Origin of the sequence: Noviherbaspirillum soli (genome assembly GCF_015352955.1) — a bacterium.
GTDB classification, from domain to species: Bacteria; Pseudomonadota; Gammaproteobacteria; order Burkholderiales; family Burkholderiaceae_D; genus Noviherbaspirillum_A; species Noviherbaspirillum_A soli.
The window spans coordinates 94,869-109,964 of sequence record NZ_JACYOX010000010.1 but is presented as its reverse complement, the minus strand read 5'-3'; the positions used below and the strand labels follow the sequence as shown (position 1 = coordinate 109,964).

The window sequence follows — 15,096 nt, the reverse complement described above, 5'->3', positions numbered from 1 at the left end:
ATAATGTATTTCCGCCAGACAACTTATTGCAAAAAGCTAATCTGGCATGCCCAGAATCAGGCAGGCGCAACAGAAATCATTCAATACAGGAGACACAATGGCACTCGACGATCTGAAGATCGGCACGCGTATCGGCATCAGCTTTACTACGGTCCTCGCCCTGAGCCTGTGCGGCATCGCCGCCGGCGCCCTGCAACTGGGCGAACTGGGCGATCCATCGAAGCTGGAAGCCATTGTTGCCGCGAACAAGACCGCCGCGCTTGCTGCGGACGTGGCATCGGCGCGCATGCTGATGCTGGCCGCCGGCCTGCTGGCGGTGGCCGCCGGGGTGGGTGGCGCGCTGTGGCTCAGGTGGAGCACCGCGCAGCCGCTGGAACAGGCCGTGCTGATTGCCGACACCGTGACCTCGGGCGACCTCAGCCAGGAATTTGACAGCGACCGCGGCGGCGACTTCGGCCGCCTGCTGCGCGGCCTGGGCGCGATGGAAGACAAGCTGACCGACGTCGTTACCGAGATTCGCGACACCAGCGACGCCATCATGCTGGCATCCGACCAGATCGCGTCGGGCAACCTGGAGCTGTCTTCCCGCACCGAGGAGCAGGCCAGCTCGCTGCAGCAGACCGCGGCCAGCATGCAGGAACTGACTAGCCGGGTGAAGCGCAATGCCGACGGCGCACACGAGGCGCATGCGCTGGCGACGTCCACCTCGGGTCTGGCGGCCAGGGGCGGCAACGCGGTGGCCGACTTGGCCGGCACCATGGAAGCCATCAGCGCATCGTCGAAGAAGATTGTCGACATCATCGGCGTGATCGATGGCATCGCGTTCCAGACCAATATCCTAGCGCTGAACGCGGCCGTGGAAGCGGCGCGTGCCGGCGAGAACGGCCGCGGCTTCGCGGTGGTGGCCAGCGAGGTGCGTAGCCTGGCGCAGCGCTCGGCCAGCGCCGCCAAGGAAATCAAGGTGCTGATCGAAGCGTCGGTCGGTCAGGTGAAGGAAGGCGGCAACCGCGTCCAGCATGCAGGCCAGACCATCAACGAGATCGTTGCCAGCACCCGTACCGTGAGCGAGATCCTGGCCGACATCAGCGCAGCCAGCAGCGAGCAGACTGCCGAGATCGAGCAGGTCAATGCAGCCATTGCGCAGATGGACCAGGTGACGCAGCAGAATGCCGCGCTGGTGGAGCGGGCCAATTCTTCCGCGGCGGCGCTGCAGCAGCAGGCGGCCGTGCTGGCAAGCGTGGTTGGCGCCTTCAGGCTGGAGGCGGAAGAGCCGGCCGCTGCCGGCATGCAGGCCCTGCAGATGGGCCGGGCGCCGCAACTGCTGCCGGCCTGAGCAATACCTGCTACTTCGTCGCTGCGTCCCTTTCGAACGACAGCGAGCGGCCGGAATACACGCCCGGGATGACGGCCTCGACCTGCACGCCAGGCGGTGTTGCCGCTTCGTCGGCCCCGCCCGAACTCTGCTGACGCGACACGGCGCTGGCGCCGCTCAATTGGGGCAGGGACGGCGCCACTGGCGGCGCAGCCATGGCGCCGCGCGAAACCACCGGCGCGGCGCGCGACTCCACCACGGGAGCGACCGGCCTTATCTCCACCGTGCGGGTGACGCATCCGGAAAGCAGCGCGATGGCTGCGATGCAGAACAACGGGCGTGCATTGTGTCGCATGCTGGTCCTCCGATCCGCTGATGCCCGCTGCAGGCTGGCGTGAAGCCTGGCCTGCGGCAGGCTGGGTCTGTACGGCCTGCCAATCACCAATCACCAATCACCAATCACCAATCACCAATCACCAATCACCAATCACCAGTTGCCGGATGCGGATGGTGCCGCCGGCGCGGCCGGCGTTTCGCCGGCGCCGGCGGACGTGGCGCCCTGAGCGCTTGCGCCAGTCGCCTCTTCCTGTTGCCGCTTCTCCGCCTCCAGCCTTGCGCTTTCCTGCCGTGCAGCCTCCTGCAGCGCCGCTTCCTGCTCGGCCGCGGCCTGTGCCTGTGCATGGCTGGAGCCAAGCACGGAGCCCAGGCCCAGGCCCAGCAACGCGCCGCCGAACATGCCGCCCAGCGAGCTGCCCGGGCGCCGCTGCACCTGCGCCGGCGCCGGTCCGACATAAGGAGGCCGCACCGCGCGCGGCTGCGCGACAGGAGGCGTTACCGGGGGCGCCGGGCGCGGCCTGGCCAGTGGCGGCGGTGGCGCGGCACGCTGCCGCGCCACCTGGGACTGGCGGCCCACCGAGCGGCCGCCGCCCAGGCGCTTCGCATACGACTCCGGCACGACCAGGGTGCATGCAACAAGGGTCAACAACAGTTTCGCGGTCAGTTTTTGCATGGTTTGTTTCATCGGGAAGATGGGATGGCATATGGCGTCATCCATTGAAAATTCGAGTCCTGTGCCAAGCCCATGGTTCTGGCTGCGCGCACACCAGCCATGCGTGAAATCACGGGAAGGCGCCGGCGCGGCCAGAACCTTTGCCGGCAGTCAATGATTCAGCGTGCGGGCGGAAGCCGCGGCGCGGCGATGCCGCCCTGGCCGGCCAGGCAGCCGAGCGCGAAGTCCCTGACCGCATCCAGCGCCGGATTGCGATGCGCCAGCGGCCATGCCATGTAGAGTTCGGCCACCGCATCCCTACGCCACAACGGCCGGTAGACGATGTTCTCCAGTCGCAGCGACTGGGCCGATGCCGGCACGATGGCCATGCCGATGCCGGCGCGCACCAGGCCCAGTATCGTGTGGGTCTGCGCGATCTGCTGCACATAGCGCGGCGCGACGCCGGAGGCGGCGAACAGGCTGGCGATCTTCTGGTGGAAGTAGCTTCCCTCCACCGGGTCGTACATGATGAAGTCCTGTCCCGCCAGGTCCTTGAGCGCCGGGCGCGGCCTGGCGGCCAGCGCATGGCTGGCCGGAATCGCCAGCAGCAGCGGCTCTTTCGACGCCAGCGCATAGCCGAAAGCCTCGCCGGAGATCAGCGGGCGCAGGAAGGCGAGGTCGATGCCGTGCGAGGACAGCGCCTGCTGCTGGTCGGACGACACCATTTCCCGCAGCACGATGTCAACCGCCGGGAAGCGCTTCTGCAGCGCCGCCACCAGTTCCGGTATCAGCGCATAGCCGGCAACCGCGGTGTAGCCCAGCACCACCCGGCCGGCATCGCCGCTGGCAATGCGGCGCGCGGTGTCTGCCGCCTGGCTGGTCATGGCCAGCACGGCGGTGCTGTCGCGGTAGAACGCCTGGCCGGCCGGCGTCAGGCGCACGCTGCGGCTGGAGCGCTCCAGCAATTGCACGCCCAGTGCCTGCTCCAGCATCTGTATCTGCCGGCTCAGCGGCGGCTGGGTCATGAACAGCCGGGCGGCGGCGCGGCCGAAATGCAGTTCCTCGGCGACCGCCGCGAAGCACCTGATCTGGAACAGTTCAATCATCGATTCAATTCCCGCATGGATGGATCCATTTTCTAGCTTAGACGAATATCGATGCGATGCCTATAATCGGTCCACAGGCGCTGCACAGACAGGCCGCAGACAAAGACCGTCTTGCATCGGGCCATTCCGATGCAAGCCCGCAAGACCACTGGAGACGAAGATGATGAAAACCGCAGCGTTGCTGGCCGCCGCCTGTGCCGGCTTCCTGGCCACCACGGCCGCCACCGCGCAGGACGCCGCCGCCGGCTATCCGAAAAAGCCGATCCGCATCGTGGTGCCGTTCCCGGCCGGCGGCACCTCCGACGTGCTGGCGCGCATGGTAGGCCAGAAGCTGACCGACGCCTGGGGCCAGCCGGTGGTGGTGGAAAACCGCGCCGGCGCCAACGGCAACATCGGCGCCGACCTGGTCGCCAAGTCCGAGCCCGACGGCTACACCCTGCTGCTGATGGACGTGGGCAACCTGGCGATCAGCCCGACGCTCTATCCCAAGCTGCCGTTCAGCCCGACCGCCAACCTGGCGCCGGTGACGCTGCTGGCCTATTCGCCGCATCTGCTCGTGACCTATCCCGGCATGCCGGTGCAGTCGGTGAAGGAACTGGTCAGCTATTCGAAGGCGCAGAAGGGCAAGGTCAATTTCGCGGCGGCCGCCGGCACCGGCAGCGCGGCCCACCTGGCCGGCGTGTTGTTTGCGCAGAAGACCGGCGCCGAATGGGGCTACATTCCGTACAAGGGCGGCGCCCAGGCCATCACCGACCTGGTCGGCGGCCAGATCGACGTGACCATGAATGGCATGGTGGCCACCTATCCGCATGTGAAGGACGGCAAGCTGCGCCTCCTGGCGGTGTCCAGCGCCAGGAGGCTGCCGCAACTGCCGAACGTGCCCACCATCGCCGAGACCGTGCCGGGCTTCGTGTCCGGCAGCTGGCAGGGCGTGATGGCGCCGGCCGGCACCCCCAAGCCCATCATCAACAAGCTCAATGCCGAGATGGCCCGCATCGTGAAGATGCCCGACGTGCGCGAGAAGATGGCCGGGCAGGGCGCCGAGCCCCAGACCAATACGCCGGACGAGTTCGGCGCCTGGTTCAAGGCCGAGATCGCGCAATGGGGCAAGGTCATTTCCGACGCCCAGATCAAGCTCGACTGAACCTTTCCTTCGCCGGCTGTGCGTGCCAGCGCGCCGCCGGCATCATTGCTTCAGAAACCGCAGAAGGGCCTGGTTGACCTCGGCCGGCGCCTCGTTCTGCACCCAGTGGCTGGCCTTGCCGATGCGTCGGATGCGCGCATTCGGCGCATAGCGCGGCAGGCCTTCGAGCAGGAACACCCCAAGAGCAGGATCGCGGTCGCCCCAGATCACCAGCGTGCTGGCATCGGTATGCACCGAAGCCGCCAGCGCCATGCCGTCGCTGCGCATGTTTTCCCGGTAGTAGTCGAGCGCGGCCTTGAGCGCGCCGGGCCGGGACAGGCAATCCACGTAGCGCTGGATGTCCTCGGGGCCGAAGGCGGCGTTCTGCAGCGGCAGGCGGGCAAACATCTCGCGCATCATGCGGTAGTCCATGGCCGAGATCGCCGCTTCCGGCAGCAGCGGCAGCTGGAAGAACACCGCATACAGGCTGCGCAGCAGCTGGCTGCTGCGCCAGACCCTGCCCGAATAGATCGCCATGTGCGGCGCATTCAGGATGACCAGCTTGTCCAGCAGCGCCGGATACAGGCCGGCAAATGTCCATGCGATGATGCCCCCCAGTCATGGCCAACGACATGGGCGCGCGCATGGCCGCTGGCCCGCACGATGGCGGCCACGTCCGCGGCCAGCCGGCGCAGATGGTAGTCCTCCTGCCCCGCAGACACGGCAGACGGCGGATAGCCGCGCAGGTTGGGCACCCAGGCCGCATAGCCGGCCTCGGCCAGCGGCCCGACCTGGTGGCGCCACGAGTGGCCGCTCTCCGGGAAGCCATGCAGCAGGACCACCGGGCTGCCCTCGCCGGTGACTTCGACATGCAGTTCCAGCCCGTCGCCGGGCAGGCGCAGGATGCGGGTGGCGTGCGGCATCGGGCTTTCCATGGCTGTGGTTAAAGGCTCATTTTATGGGCACGGCGGGGGCGGGTGGGTTGATGGCAGTCCTCCCCGGCGCATGCTGGCGCCGGGCGCCGGAACCCGTTGCCACGCCGCCTGTCGACGCGTGCATTGACGCCTTGCAGCCAAGCGGCAGCCAGCGCGGCTGCCGGGCCAGCGTCGCCCGGATGCCTTGTGCAGAAGAGGCGCGGCCGGCCGCCGCTTACGGCAAGCGCTGCCGGCACTATCAGCGCAGCGGCGTGCCCCTCTTCTGGCCGTCGCCCGCGCGCCTGATTTGACGCTGCCCGCCGGCGCTTCTACACTCCACGCTTTCTTCCGACCCTTCCTTCATGCCCATCCCGACAGTAGATGCCATTGCCGACGCCGCCCTGGCCAGCCGGCTTGCCGCCGCCATCGACGCCAAGACCAAGCCGCCCGGCAGCCTGGGCATGCTGGAAGACCTGGCGCTGCAGCTGGGCCTGATCCAGCGCACCGTGCAGCCGCGCATCGACAGGCCTGCGATGCTGGTGTTTGCCGCCGACCATGGCATCGTCGCGGAAAACGTCTCGCCCTATCCGCAGAGCGTGACGGCGCAGATGGTGGCCAACTTCCTCGGCGGCGGCGCGGCCATCAACGTGTTCGCGCGCCAGAACGGCTGCGCGCTGCAGGTGGTGGATGCCGGGGTCAACCACCAGTTCGGCGCGCTTGCCGGCCTGACCGACCGCAAGGTCGCGCCCGGCACCCGCAATTTCGCGCGCGAGCCGGCAATGAGCGCGGCCCAATGCGAGACGGCGCTGGCGCATGGCCAGGCGCTGGCCGATGCGCTGCCAGGCAATCTGCTGGCCTTAGGCGAAATGGGCATCGGCAATACCACCTCGGCCGCGGCCCTGATGCACAAGCTGACCGGCCTGCCGCTGGCCGACTGCGTCGGCGCCGGCACCGGCCTGGACGCCGACGGCGTGCGCCGCAAGGCGGCCGTGATCGAAGCCGCGGTGGCGCTGCACCGGGACGTGACGGCGCCGCTGGATGTGCTCGCTACCTTCGGCGGCCTGGAGATCGCGATGATGGCCGGCGCAATGCTGAAGGCGGCAGAGCGGCGCATGGTGCTGCTGGTCGACGGCTTCATCGTCAGCAGCGCCCTGCTGGTGGCGGCGCGCCTGCAGCCCGCCGTGCTCGACTACTGCGTGTTTGCCCACTGCTCGGGCGAGCATGGCCATGCGCAGCTGCTGCGGCACCTGCGCGGCCGGCCGCTGCTGCAGCTGGGCATGCGGCTGGGCGAAGGCAGCGGCGCCGCGCTGGCGCTGCCGCTGGTGCGGGCGGCAGCGGGCTTCCTCTGCGAGATGTCGACCTTCGAGTCGGCCGCGGTGAGCAACAGGGCGGCCCGGGCATGAGCCGGCCGGCCGGCGTGGCACCGGCATTGAAGCACCAGGTGCGGCTGTTCTTCGTGGCCCTGCAGTTCTTCACCCGCATACCGATACCGCAGCGGGTGGGCTTCGATCCCGAGTGGCTGCATCATGCGGCGCGCTATTTCCCCGCGGTGGGCCTGATCGTCGGCCTGGCCACCGCCACCGCCCATGCCGCCGCGGCGCAGCTATGGCCGCCCGCGGTGGCCGCGCTGCTGTCGACCGCGCTGGGCATCCTGCTCACCGGCGCCTTTCACGAGGATGGCTTCGCCGATGTCTGCGACGGCATGGGCGGCGGCTACACCGCCGAACGCACGCTGGAAATCATGAAGGACTCGCGCGTCGGCGCCTTCGGCGCGATCGGCATCATGCTGATGCTGGCGCTGAAGATCGCGGCGCTCGCCAGCCTGCCGGCATGGACTGCCGCGGCCAGCCTGCTGGCCGCGCATCCGCTGTCGCGCCTGCTGTCGGGCTCGCTGATCCGGCTGATGGCCTACGCCCGGCATGAAGGCAAGGCCAAGCCGCTGGCCACCCGCATGAGCAATGGCGAATTCGCGATTGCCGTGTGCACCGGCGCGGCGCCGCTGCTGGCGCTGTGCGCGGCCGGCCTGCTGGCCTGGCAGGGCGCGCTGCTGGCCTGCCTGCTGGCGCTGTGCGGCACCCTATGGATGGCGCGCATGTTCCTGCGCCGGCTGGGCGGCTATACCGGCGACTGCCTGGGCGCCGTGCAGCAGGTGGCCGAGGTCCTGTTCTACCTTGGCCTGCTGGCCATGGTCGGGCGCTGAGGCAATGCGGCTCTACCTGATCCGCCATCCGCAACCCGAGGTCGCCACTGGCATCTGCTATGGCCGCAGCGACCTGGCGGTGCCTGTCGAACGTGCGGCGCAGGCGGCCAGCGCGCTGGCGCCGCGGCTGCCGCGCGATGCCGTACTCTGGTCCAGCCCGGCCGCGCGCTGCGCGGCGCTGGCCGGGCTCCTCGCCGGCGCGCTGGGCACCACGGTGCGCTACGACGCCAGGCTGCTGGAGATGGACTTCGGCGCCTGGGAAATGCAGGCCTGGGACAGCATCCCGCGCAGCGAGGTGGATGCCTGGGCCGCCGGCATGACGACCTATCGGCCCGGCGGCGGCGAGCGGGTGCTGGACGTCGCCCGGCGCGTGAAAGCCTTCCACGACGGGCTAAAAACCGATGGGCGGGACGCAGTGCTGGTCTGCCATGCCGGCGTGATCCGGCTGCTGCTGGCGGCGCCGGCACATGACAGCCCCGCTGGCATGGCCATCGCGGCGGCCAGCGCGCCGCACCGGATCGCCTATGGCGAGCTGGTGATTGCCGACTGCGCAACCGGGTGCTGATTGCCTTTTCGAAACCGCGCCTGGTCAATTCGTTTGGTTGATTGTCAAGCGGCCGATTACAATAGCGCCGTTCTGGTGCCCGCGGACATGTCCATGTCCGCAGTCAAACGGGAAACACGCAATCGGCGATCGACGTCGCGAGATCAACGTGTGCTGCCCCCGCAACGGTAAGCAAGCGTCGCATGCTGCATGCGACGGCCGTCCTGAAAGCCACTGTGCGACAAGCGCGGGAAGGCAGGGCGGTCCGCCTTGTCAGCCCGGATACCGGCCAGGACAGGGGGAAGACAAGAGCCGCAACGGGCCCTGGCCTTCCTGGTAATCCGGCTTGCGGGGAGGCAGGCCGGAAAATTCGCCATTGACCATTTCATGCTTGCTATCCAAACAGGTCCGGCCCATGACGGCTTCAGGCCGATCGCCATGGCCTTGATTGAACGCGGCCTGGAGCTGCACCGATGAGCTCGCTGCCCTCGCCGTCGCGGGCCGCCCCGGCCCATGCCGGGCGCCGGCGCGCGCTGCTGGTGCTGGGCCTGCTCCTTGCCTGCGCCGTGGCCAGCATCCTGCTCGCCGGCGCGGTGGGCTCCGTCCCGCTGCCGGCTTCCGAGCTGCTGGGCGCGCTGCGCGCGCTGGCCGGGCTGGCCGGGCTGGCCGGCGGCGACAGCGCCAGCCTGGCGGCCAGCCTGCTGGAGCTGCGGCTCTCGCGCGCGCTGTCGGGCTTCGTCACCGGCGCGATGCTGGCGCTGGCCGGCGTGATGATGCAGGCGCTGCTGCGCAATCCGCTGGCCGATCCCTATGTGCTGGGCATCTCCGGCGGCGCCTCGGTCGGCGCGCTGGCCGCGATGCTGCTGCTGCCGGCGGCCTGGATGGTGGACCTGGCGGCCTTCGGCGGCGCGGTGACGGTGGCGCTGCTGCTGTACGCCCTGGCGCGGCGCGACTTCCGGCATGGCGCAGCCGACGGCAACGGCCCGTTCCTGCTGCTGACCGGCGTGATCGTGTCGTCCGGTTGCGGCGCGCTGGTCACGCTGATGCTGTCGGTCGCGCCCGAGGGCCGGCTGCGCGGCATGGTGTTCTGGTTGATCGGCGACCTGTCTGCGACATCGCCGCGGCTGCTGCCGTGGGCGGTGCTGCTGCTGGCGCTGCTGCTGGCGGCGCGGCTGGCCGGGTCCGTCAACATCCTGGCGATGCATGCCCAGGCCGCCGCCACGCTGGGCGTGAAGGTCGGCGCGCTGCGCCGCGCGCTATTCTTCTGCGCGGCGCTGCTGACGGCCAGCGCGGTCGGCACCGCCGGCAGCATCGGCTTCGTCGGCCTGATCGTGCCGCATGCCTGCCGCTTCGCGCTCGGCCCGGACCACCGGCTGCTGCTGCCGGCGGCGGCGCTGGCGGGCGGCATCTTCCTGACCGTGGCCGACATGCTGGCGCGCACCGTGCTGGCGCCGCAGCAGTTGCCGGTGGGCGTGATCACCGCGCTGATCGGCGTGCCGGCCTTCCTTTTGCAACTGCACCAGATGAGGAAGCGCTGATGGAGCTGCATGAACTGACGCTGCGCATCGGCGAGCGCACCCTGGTGGAGCGGCTGACCCTGTCTGCCCGGCCCGGCGAATGCTGGTGCGTGATCGGCCGCAACGGCGCCGGCAAGAGCACGCTGCTGCGCGCGCTGGCCGGCCTGCATCCGTTTGCCGCCGGTGCCGCCAGCCTGGACGGGCGGCCGCTGCAGGCCTGGCCGCCGCAGCAGCTGGCGATGCGGCGCGCCTACCTGCCGCAGGGACGCGACGACGCCTTCGGCTACCGCGCCATCGACGTGGTGCTGGCCTCGCGCCATCCGTGGCAGGGCAGCGGCTACTGGGAGTCGGCACGGGACCAGGAGATCGCCAGGCGGGCGCTGGCCGAGATGGACGTGGCCGGGTTGGCGCAGCGCGACGTGCGCAGCCTCTCGGGCGGCGAACGGCAGCGGGTGGCGATGGCGGCCGCGCTGGCGCAGGATGCGCCGCTGCTGCTGCTGGACGAGCCGACCAGCGCGCTCGACCTGTCGCACCAGGTCGACATGATGGCCCTGCTTGCGCGGCTGTGCGGCCAGGCCGGCAAGACCGTGGTCATGGTCAGCCATGACCTCAATCTCGCGCATGGCGTTGCCAGCCATGCGCTATTGCTGATGGGCGGCGGCGCATGGCGGGCCGGCCCGGCCGGGAAAATGATGCAGGCGCAGCTGCTGTCGCAATGCCTGGGCGCGGCAATCGATGTCGTCGAGCACGGCGGCCGCCGCATCTTCCTTCCTGCATGGCACCAGGAGCGAAGACGGCATGGATGACAACGCGGAACATGCGGCGCAGGAAGGACGTGGCCGGCGGGAGGGCCGTGGCCAGGCAGGCGATGGAAGGGCAGCGCCGCGGCGCGCCGGCGCGGTGGCGCTGCTGGTGTCGGCCACCGCGTCCGGCCAGGGCAAGACCACGGTCACGGCCGCGCTGGCGCGCCTGCTGGCGCGGCGCGGCCTGGCGGTGCGGGTGTTCAAGGCCGGCCCCGACTTCATCGATCCCGCGATGCTGGAACGCGCCGCCGGCTCGGCGGTGTACAACCTCGACCTGTGGATGGTGGGCGCCGAGGCATCGCGCGCCATGCTGGCGCGGGCAGCCGGCGAGGCCGACGTGATCCTGATCGAAGGCGTGATGGGCCTGTATGACGGCACGCCCTCGTCGGCCGACCTGGCACGCGCCTTCGACGTGCCGGTGCTGGCGGTGCTGGATGCGTCGGCCATGGCGCAGACCGCCGGCGCGGTGGTGCTCGGCCTGCGCGACTATGGCCCGGTGCGGATGGCGGGCGTGATCGCCAACCGCGTCGCCGGCAGCGGCCATGCCGCCATGGTGGCGCAGGCCTTGCGCAATATGCCGCTGCTGGCCAGCCTGCCGGGCCAGGCGGCATCATTGCCGGAGCGGCATCTCGGGCTGGTGCTGCCGGGCGAAGTCGATGCGCTCGACGATCTGCTCGACAGCCTGGCCGATGCGCTGCAACTGGACGATGCGGCCTGGGATGCGCTGCCGGCCGCGTCCTTGCCGGAGGCGCCGCCCAAAATACTGCCGCCGCTGCTTCAGGGCAAGCGGATCGCCGTCGCGCGCGATGCCGCCTTTGCCTTCCTGTACCGGGCCAACCTCGACTGCCTGCGCGGGATGGGCGCAGACATCCAGTACTTCTCGCCGCTGGCCGACGAGCCCGCGCCGGAGGACGCCGACGCGATCTGGCTGCCGGGCGGCTATCCGGAACTGCATGGCGCGGCGCTGGCCGCCGGCACCGCATGGCAGGCATCGCTGCGCCGGGCGCATGCGCAGGGCAAGCCTATGCTGGCCGAATGCGGCGGCTTGATGGCGGTCTGCGAGAGCCTGGTCGACAAGGACGGCAAGCCGTGGCCAATGGCCGGGCTGCTGCCGGCCCGCACCCGCATGCAAGCGCGGCTGGCGGCGCTGGGCCTGCAGGGCTGGCAGACCGCGCATGGCCAGTTGCGCGGCCATGCCTTCCACTATTCGACGCTGGAAGGCGACATCGCCGCCGCCGGCCATGCCCGCAGGCATCCGTCGGGCGACAGCGGCGAGGCGGTTTATCGAGCCGGCTCCCTGACAGCTTCCTATTTTCATGCCTACTTCCCATCCTGCCCGCAGGCTGCGGCGGCGCTGCTGGGAGGGCCGGCATGAGCCGCGCCCTGGCGTGGAACGCGCCGCAGCGGATAGTGCCGGCGGATCGCCTGACGGTGTGGCTATCCAAGCGGCTGCTCTGCCAGCCAAGGCTGGCCGCGCCGCGCTCGACCGGCAAGTTTTTCGGGCTGTCCGGGCGGCGGCTGCAGGCGGCCCTGCGCGAGGCGGGCATTGCCATAGCCGGCAGCGCGCCCTGCCAATGGTGGCCTGAAGCACGGGCCGAACTTTTCTGGCGTACGATGGCCGGACACGGCACCCGGGTGCGCCTGTTCAACCGCGGCGCGGGCGGCATGCGCTGCGGCCTGCCGCCGGATGAGGCCGGATGGCAGCGGCCGGAAACGGCCGGAAACGGCGCTGCCGGCATGGAAGGAAACAGGATGAAGGACTGGATCAAGCTGGCGCTGGCCATGCTGTGCCTGCACGGCCTGCAGGCGGGCGCCGCCGTCACGGCGCAGGATGACGAGGGCAACAGGGTCACGCTGGACAAGCCGGCCCAGCGGGTGGTGTCGCTGGCGCCGCATGTGACCGAGCTGCTGTTTGCGGCCGGCGGCGCACGCAAGGTGGTGGGCGTGGTCGACTACAGCGACTATCCGCCCGAAGCGAAGGCGCTGCCGCGGGTCGGCAGCCACCGCCAGATCGACCTTGAGCGGCTGATTGCCCTGAAGCCCGACCTGCTGGTGGTCTGGCCCTTCGGCGGCGCTGCCCGGCAGCTGGAGCCGCTGCGCAAGCTGGGCATACCGGTCTATGTCAGCGAGCCGCACCGCATCGCCGACATCGGCGCGACAGTGCGGCGCCTGGGCCGGCTGCTCGGCACCGACGCCGCGGCCGGGCGCGCCGCCGACGCCTTCGACCGCAGGCGGGCCGCAATCGAAGCCCGGTATGCCGGCCGGCCGCCGGTGAAGGTGTTCTACCAGGTCTGGGACCGGCCGCTCTATACCCTGAACGGCAGCCACACGGCCAGCGACGCGATCCGCCTCTGCGGCGGCGAGAACATCTTCGCGTCGCTGCCGGTGACCGCGCCCATGGTGACGGTGGAGGCGGTGCTGAAGGAAAACCCGGAGGTCATTGTTTCGGGCAATCGGCCTGGCCAGCAAGAACAGGACAACGCCGGCCTGGAGGCCTGGAAGCAGTATCCGTCCCTGCTGGCCGCGCAGCGCGGCAACCTGTTTACTGTCGATGCCGACCTGCTGGCGCGGGCCGGGCCGCGCATCCTGGACGGCATCGCCGGATTGTGCGAGCGCCTCGACGAGGCGCGCGGCAAGCGGAGCCGGCAGCCATGAGCCACTATCGCCGCATTGCCTGCCTGTCGACCGAGGCGGTTGAAACCCTGTACGCCATCGGCGCGCAGGATCTGGTGGCGGGCATTTCCGGCTACAGCGTGTATCCGCCGCAGGCGCGCCGCGAGAAACCCAAGATCAGCGGCTTTTCCAGCGCCCGCATCGACCGCATCCTGGCGGTGCAGCCGGATCTGGTGGTCGCGTATTCCAGCCTGCAGGCCGAGCTGTGCCATGCGCTGGCCGCGGCCGGCGTGGAGGTCCACTTGTTTTCCCAGCGCAGCGTGGAAGGCATCCTGCGGATGGTGCGCACGCTGGCGGCGCTGGTGGACCGGCGCATGCAGGGCGAGCAGCTGGCAGGCGCGCTGCAGCTCGAGATCGGGCTGGTGGCGGCGCGGGCCAAACGCCATCCGACCCGGCCGCTGGTGTATTTCGAGGAATGGAACGAGCCGCTGATCAGCGGCATAGGCTGGGTGTCCGAACTGATAGCGATCGCCGGCGGGGCCGATGCCTTCGCCGACCTGGCGCTGCACCGCGAGGCCCGGCAGCGCATCATCGCCGACCCGGCCGAGGTGGTGCGGCGCGCGCCGGACATCATCATCGGCTCCTGGTGCGGCAAAAAGTTCCGGCCCGAAATGCTGGCCGCGCGGCCGGGCTGGGAAGCCATCCCGGCGATCCGCAACGGCATGGTGTTCGAGATCAAGTCGCCCGACATCCTGTCGCCCGGACCGGCGGCCATCCGGCGCGGCCTGCCGCAGCTCGCCCAACTGGTGGAACAGTGGCATGCGGCCACGCCGCGCCGGCCATGAGCTTTCCTTTTCCGCATCCTGATGGTCCATGGCAGCACCTCGGACGCCGGGAAATCGCCGCGGCGGCGGCGCCGCCCTATCTGCATGGCCGGTTGGGCCTGTCCGAGGCCTGCGATGCGCTAATGCGCTGATGTGCTGGACCGGCTTTACGGCAACCGGCCCGGATCATGCCGGCGCTCTGCCGGTTCCTCGTAAAGGTTGATGCCGTGCAGCCTGGCCAGCGTGGTGGCCAGCGTGCGGCCCAGGGTCTCCACCGATTGCTGCATCTTCGGGTTCTGCATGCTGCCGTCCAGGCTGAAGGCCTCGTGCGCCTTGCCCACCGCCAGCTGCTCGGGCAGCACGATCACGCCGATGTTGCCGAGGATGGCCCTGACATGCACCAGGCCGCGCAGGCCGCCATAACTGCCGGGCGATGCGCTCATCAGCACCGCCACCTTGTTGCGGTACGGGGCCAGGCCGTCCTGGCCGTCGACGGCGCGGGAAGTCCAGTCGATCAGGTTCTTCAGCAGCGCCGGGATGGAGCCGTTGTATTCCGGACTGGCAATCAGGAAGCCCTGGTGCTCCAGCATCAGCTGCCGCAGCTCGCGCGCCTTGGGCGGAAGGCCCTGCTCGGCTTCCAGGTCGCCGTCGTAGATGGGCGCCGGAAAGTCGCGCAGGTCGATCTCGATGACCTCGGCCCCGGCGCGCCGCGCCCCTTCGGCAGCGACCCGCACCAGCCGCTTGTTCAGGGAAGCCTTGCGGGCGCTGCCCGCGAAGGCCAATATCTTCGGCGCCGTGGTTGTCATGGTAGTCATCCTTTGTCTGCGGTGATGGACCGGGCTTCCCGCCCGTGCTGTGCGTCGCAGCATACTGCAGATGGCTTCCGCTGATGCACGCGCCGGCGCAATGTCTGCGCATCCTTTGCCGATCCGGCCGGCCGGATCGGAGTTGGCCGGCGGACTGTCGCAAAACCGACGGTCGTCACTGTCGCAGGCAACGCCCGCCCGGCCGCCGGGAGGTCCGGATCGGCAAGGGCTGCCTACTGGCCGGCTGGCGCTAAATCCGGAGGCTCGTCATCGGCAGGCACAGGCAGATTTCAGCCGGCCGGGAAAATCAACCGACGACGGCCATGTCGAACGCTTCAAGGGATCG

Annotated in this window: 17 protein-coding genes and 1 riboswitch; of the genes, 11 read left to right on the top strand and 6 right to left on the bottom strand. The window is 69.7% G+C overall.

Going from position 1 to position 15,096, the window contains the following annotated elements; all coding sequences use genetic code 11:
- Positions 1–97 precede the first annotated feature (97 nt).
- The gene (locus tag IGW04_RS10280) at positions 98–1,333 is read left to right on the top strand and encodes a methyl-accepting chemotaxis protein (protein WP_194712978.1); all 1,236 of its coding nucleotides are present in this window, start codon (positions 98–100) and stop codon (positions 1,331–1,333) included.
- Between the two features lie 10 nt (positions 1,334–1,343).
- Here the strand turns inward: IGW04_RS10280 and IGW04_RS10275 are convergent, their stop codons facing one another.
- The 3 genes from IGW04_RS10275 to IGW04_RS10265 form a co-directional block, all read right to left on the bottom strand.
- Positions 1,344–1,667: a hypothetical protein gene (locus tag IGW04_RS10275; RefSeq protein ID WP_194712977.1), complete on the bottom strand. Its 324-nt coding sequence runs from the start codon at positions 1,665–1,667 to the stop codon at positions 1,344–1,346.
- Positions 1,668–1,799: 132 nt separating this feature from the next.
- On the bottom strand, positions 1,800–2,321 hold the full coding sequence (locus IGW04_RS10270; RefSeq protein WP_194712976.1) for a hypothetical protein: 522 nt from the start codon (positions 2,319–2,321) through the stop codon (positions 1,800–1,802).
- A gap of 158 nt (positions 2,322–2,479) precedes the next feature.
- Positions 2,480–3,406, bottom strand: coding sequence for a LysR family transcriptional regulator (locus IGW04_RS10265; RefSeq protein ID WP_194712975.1), 927 nt, complete (start codon positions 3,404–3,406; stop codon positions 2,480–2,482).
- Between the two features lie 160 nt (positions 3,407–3,566).
- Here IGW04_RS10265 and IGW04_RS10260 point away from each other — a divergent pair, with 160 nt between their 5' ends.
- Positions 3,567–4,550 (top strand): Bug family tripartite tricarboxylate transporter substrate binding protein, encoded by a 984-nt coding sequence (locus tag IGW04_RS10260; RefSeq protein WP_194712974.1) that lies wholly within the window; start codon positions 3,567–3,569, stop codon positions 4,548–4,550.
- A 42-nt stretch (positions 4,551–4,592) separates the two neighbouring features.
- On the opposite strand, the gene IGW04_RS10255 is transcribed toward IGW04_RS10260, so the two are convergent.
- Both IGW04_RS10255 and IGW04_RS10250 read right to left on the bottom strand, forming a co-directional pair.
- Positions 4,593–5,066: an alpha/beta fold hydrolase gene (locus IGW04_RS10255; RefSeq protein WP_194712973.1), complete on the bottom strand. Its 474-nt coding sequence runs from the start codon at positions 5,064–5,066 to the stop codon at positions 4,593–4,595.
- 11 nt (positions 5,067–5,077) lie between these two features.
- Positions 5,078–5,452 (bottom strand): alpha/beta fold hydrolase, encoded by a 375-nt coding sequence (locus IGW04_RS10250; RefSeq protein WP_194712972.1) that lies wholly within the window; start codon positions 5,450–5,452, stop codon positions 5,078–5,080.
- A 353-nt stretch (positions 5,453–5,805) separates the two neighbouring features.
- On the opposite strand from IGW04_RS10250, the gene cobT reads away from it, so the two are divergent.
- From cobT to IGW04_RS26040, 9 genes are all read left to right on the top strand, one after another.
- On the top strand, positions 5,806–6,846 hold the full coding sequence (cobT, locus tag IGW04_RS10245; RefSeq protein ID WP_194712971.1) for a nicotinate-nucleotide--dimethylbenzimidazole phosphoribosyltransferase: 1,041 nt from the start codon (positions 5,806–5,808) through the stop codon (positions 6,844–6,846).
- Positions 6,843–7,643 carry an adenosylcobinamide-GDP ribazoletransferase gene (locus IGW04_RS10240; protein WP_194712970.1) on the top strand — a complete coding sequence of 267 codons (801 nt, stop codon included), beginning with the start codon at positions 6,843–6,845 and terminating at the stop codon, positions 7,641–7,643. The genes cobT and IGW04_RS10240 overlap by 4 nt, the downstream gene beginning before the upstream one ends.
- A gap of 4 nt (positions 7,644–7,647) precedes the next feature.
- On the top strand, positions 7,648–8,208 hold the full coding sequence (locus IGW04_RS10235; protein WP_194712969.1) for a histidine phosphatase family protein: 561 nt from the start codon (positions 7,648–7,650) through the stop codon (positions 8,206–8,208).
- 56 nt (positions 8,209–8,264) lie between these two features.
- Positions 8,265–8,495: riboswitch (cobalamin riboswitch) on the top strand.
- Positions 8,496–8,660: 165 nt separating this feature from the next.
- Positions 8,661–9,725, top strand: a complete 1,065-nt coding sequence (locus IGW04_RS10230) for a FecCD family ABC transporter permease (protein WP_194712968.1) — start codon at positions 8,661–8,663, stop codon at positions 9,723–9,725.
- Positions 9,725–10,510: an ABC transporter ATP-binding protein gene (locus tag IGW04_RS10225; protein ID WP_194712967.1), complete on the top strand. Its 786-nt coding sequence runs from the start codon at positions 9,725–9,727 to the stop codon at positions 10,508–10,510. Before IGW04_RS10230 ends, IGW04_RS10225 begins: the two co-directional genes overlap by 1 nt.
- Complete coding sequence (locus tag IGW04_RS10220; RefSeq protein ID WP_194712966.1) at positions 10,503–11,882, top strand: cobyrinate a,c-diamide synthase; 1,380 nt, start codon at positions 10,503–10,505, stop codon at positions 11,880–11,882. The genes IGW04_RS10225 and IGW04_RS10220 overlap by 8 nt, the downstream gene beginning before the upstream one ends.
- On the top strand, positions 11,879–13,162 hold the full coding sequence (locus IGW04_RS10215; protein WP_323744840.1) for a cobalamin-binding protein: 1,284 nt from the start codon (positions 11,879–11,881) through the stop codon (positions 13,160–13,162). The genes IGW04_RS10220 and IGW04_RS10215 overlap by 4 nt, the downstream gene beginning before the upstream one ends.
- Complete coding sequence (locus IGW04_RS10210; RefSeq protein ID WP_194712965.1) at positions 13,159–13,965, top strand: ABC transporter substrate-binding protein; 807 nt, start codon at positions 13,159–13,161, stop codon at positions 13,963–13,965. Before IGW04_RS10215 ends, IGW04_RS10210 begins: the two co-directional genes overlap by 4 nt.
- Positions 13,962–14,096 carry a hypothetical protein gene (locus IGW04_RS26040; protein WP_267253690.1) on the top strand — a complete coding sequence of 45 codons (135 nt, stop codon included), beginning with the start codon at positions 13,962–13,964 and terminating at the stop codon, positions 14,094–14,096. The genes IGW04_RS10210 and IGW04_RS26040 overlap by 4 nt, the downstream gene beginning before the upstream one ends.
- Before the next feature lie 15 nt (positions 14,097–14,111).
- On the opposite strand, the gene IGW04_RS10205 is transcribed toward IGW04_RS26040, so the two are convergent.
- Positions 14,112–14,759 (bottom strand): NADPH-dependent FMN reductase, encoded by a 648-nt coding sequence (locus IGW04_RS10205; RefSeq protein ID WP_228526979.1) that lies wholly within the window; start codon positions 14,757–14,759, stop codon positions 14,112–14,114.
- Positions 14,760–15,096 lie beyond the last annotated feature (337 nt).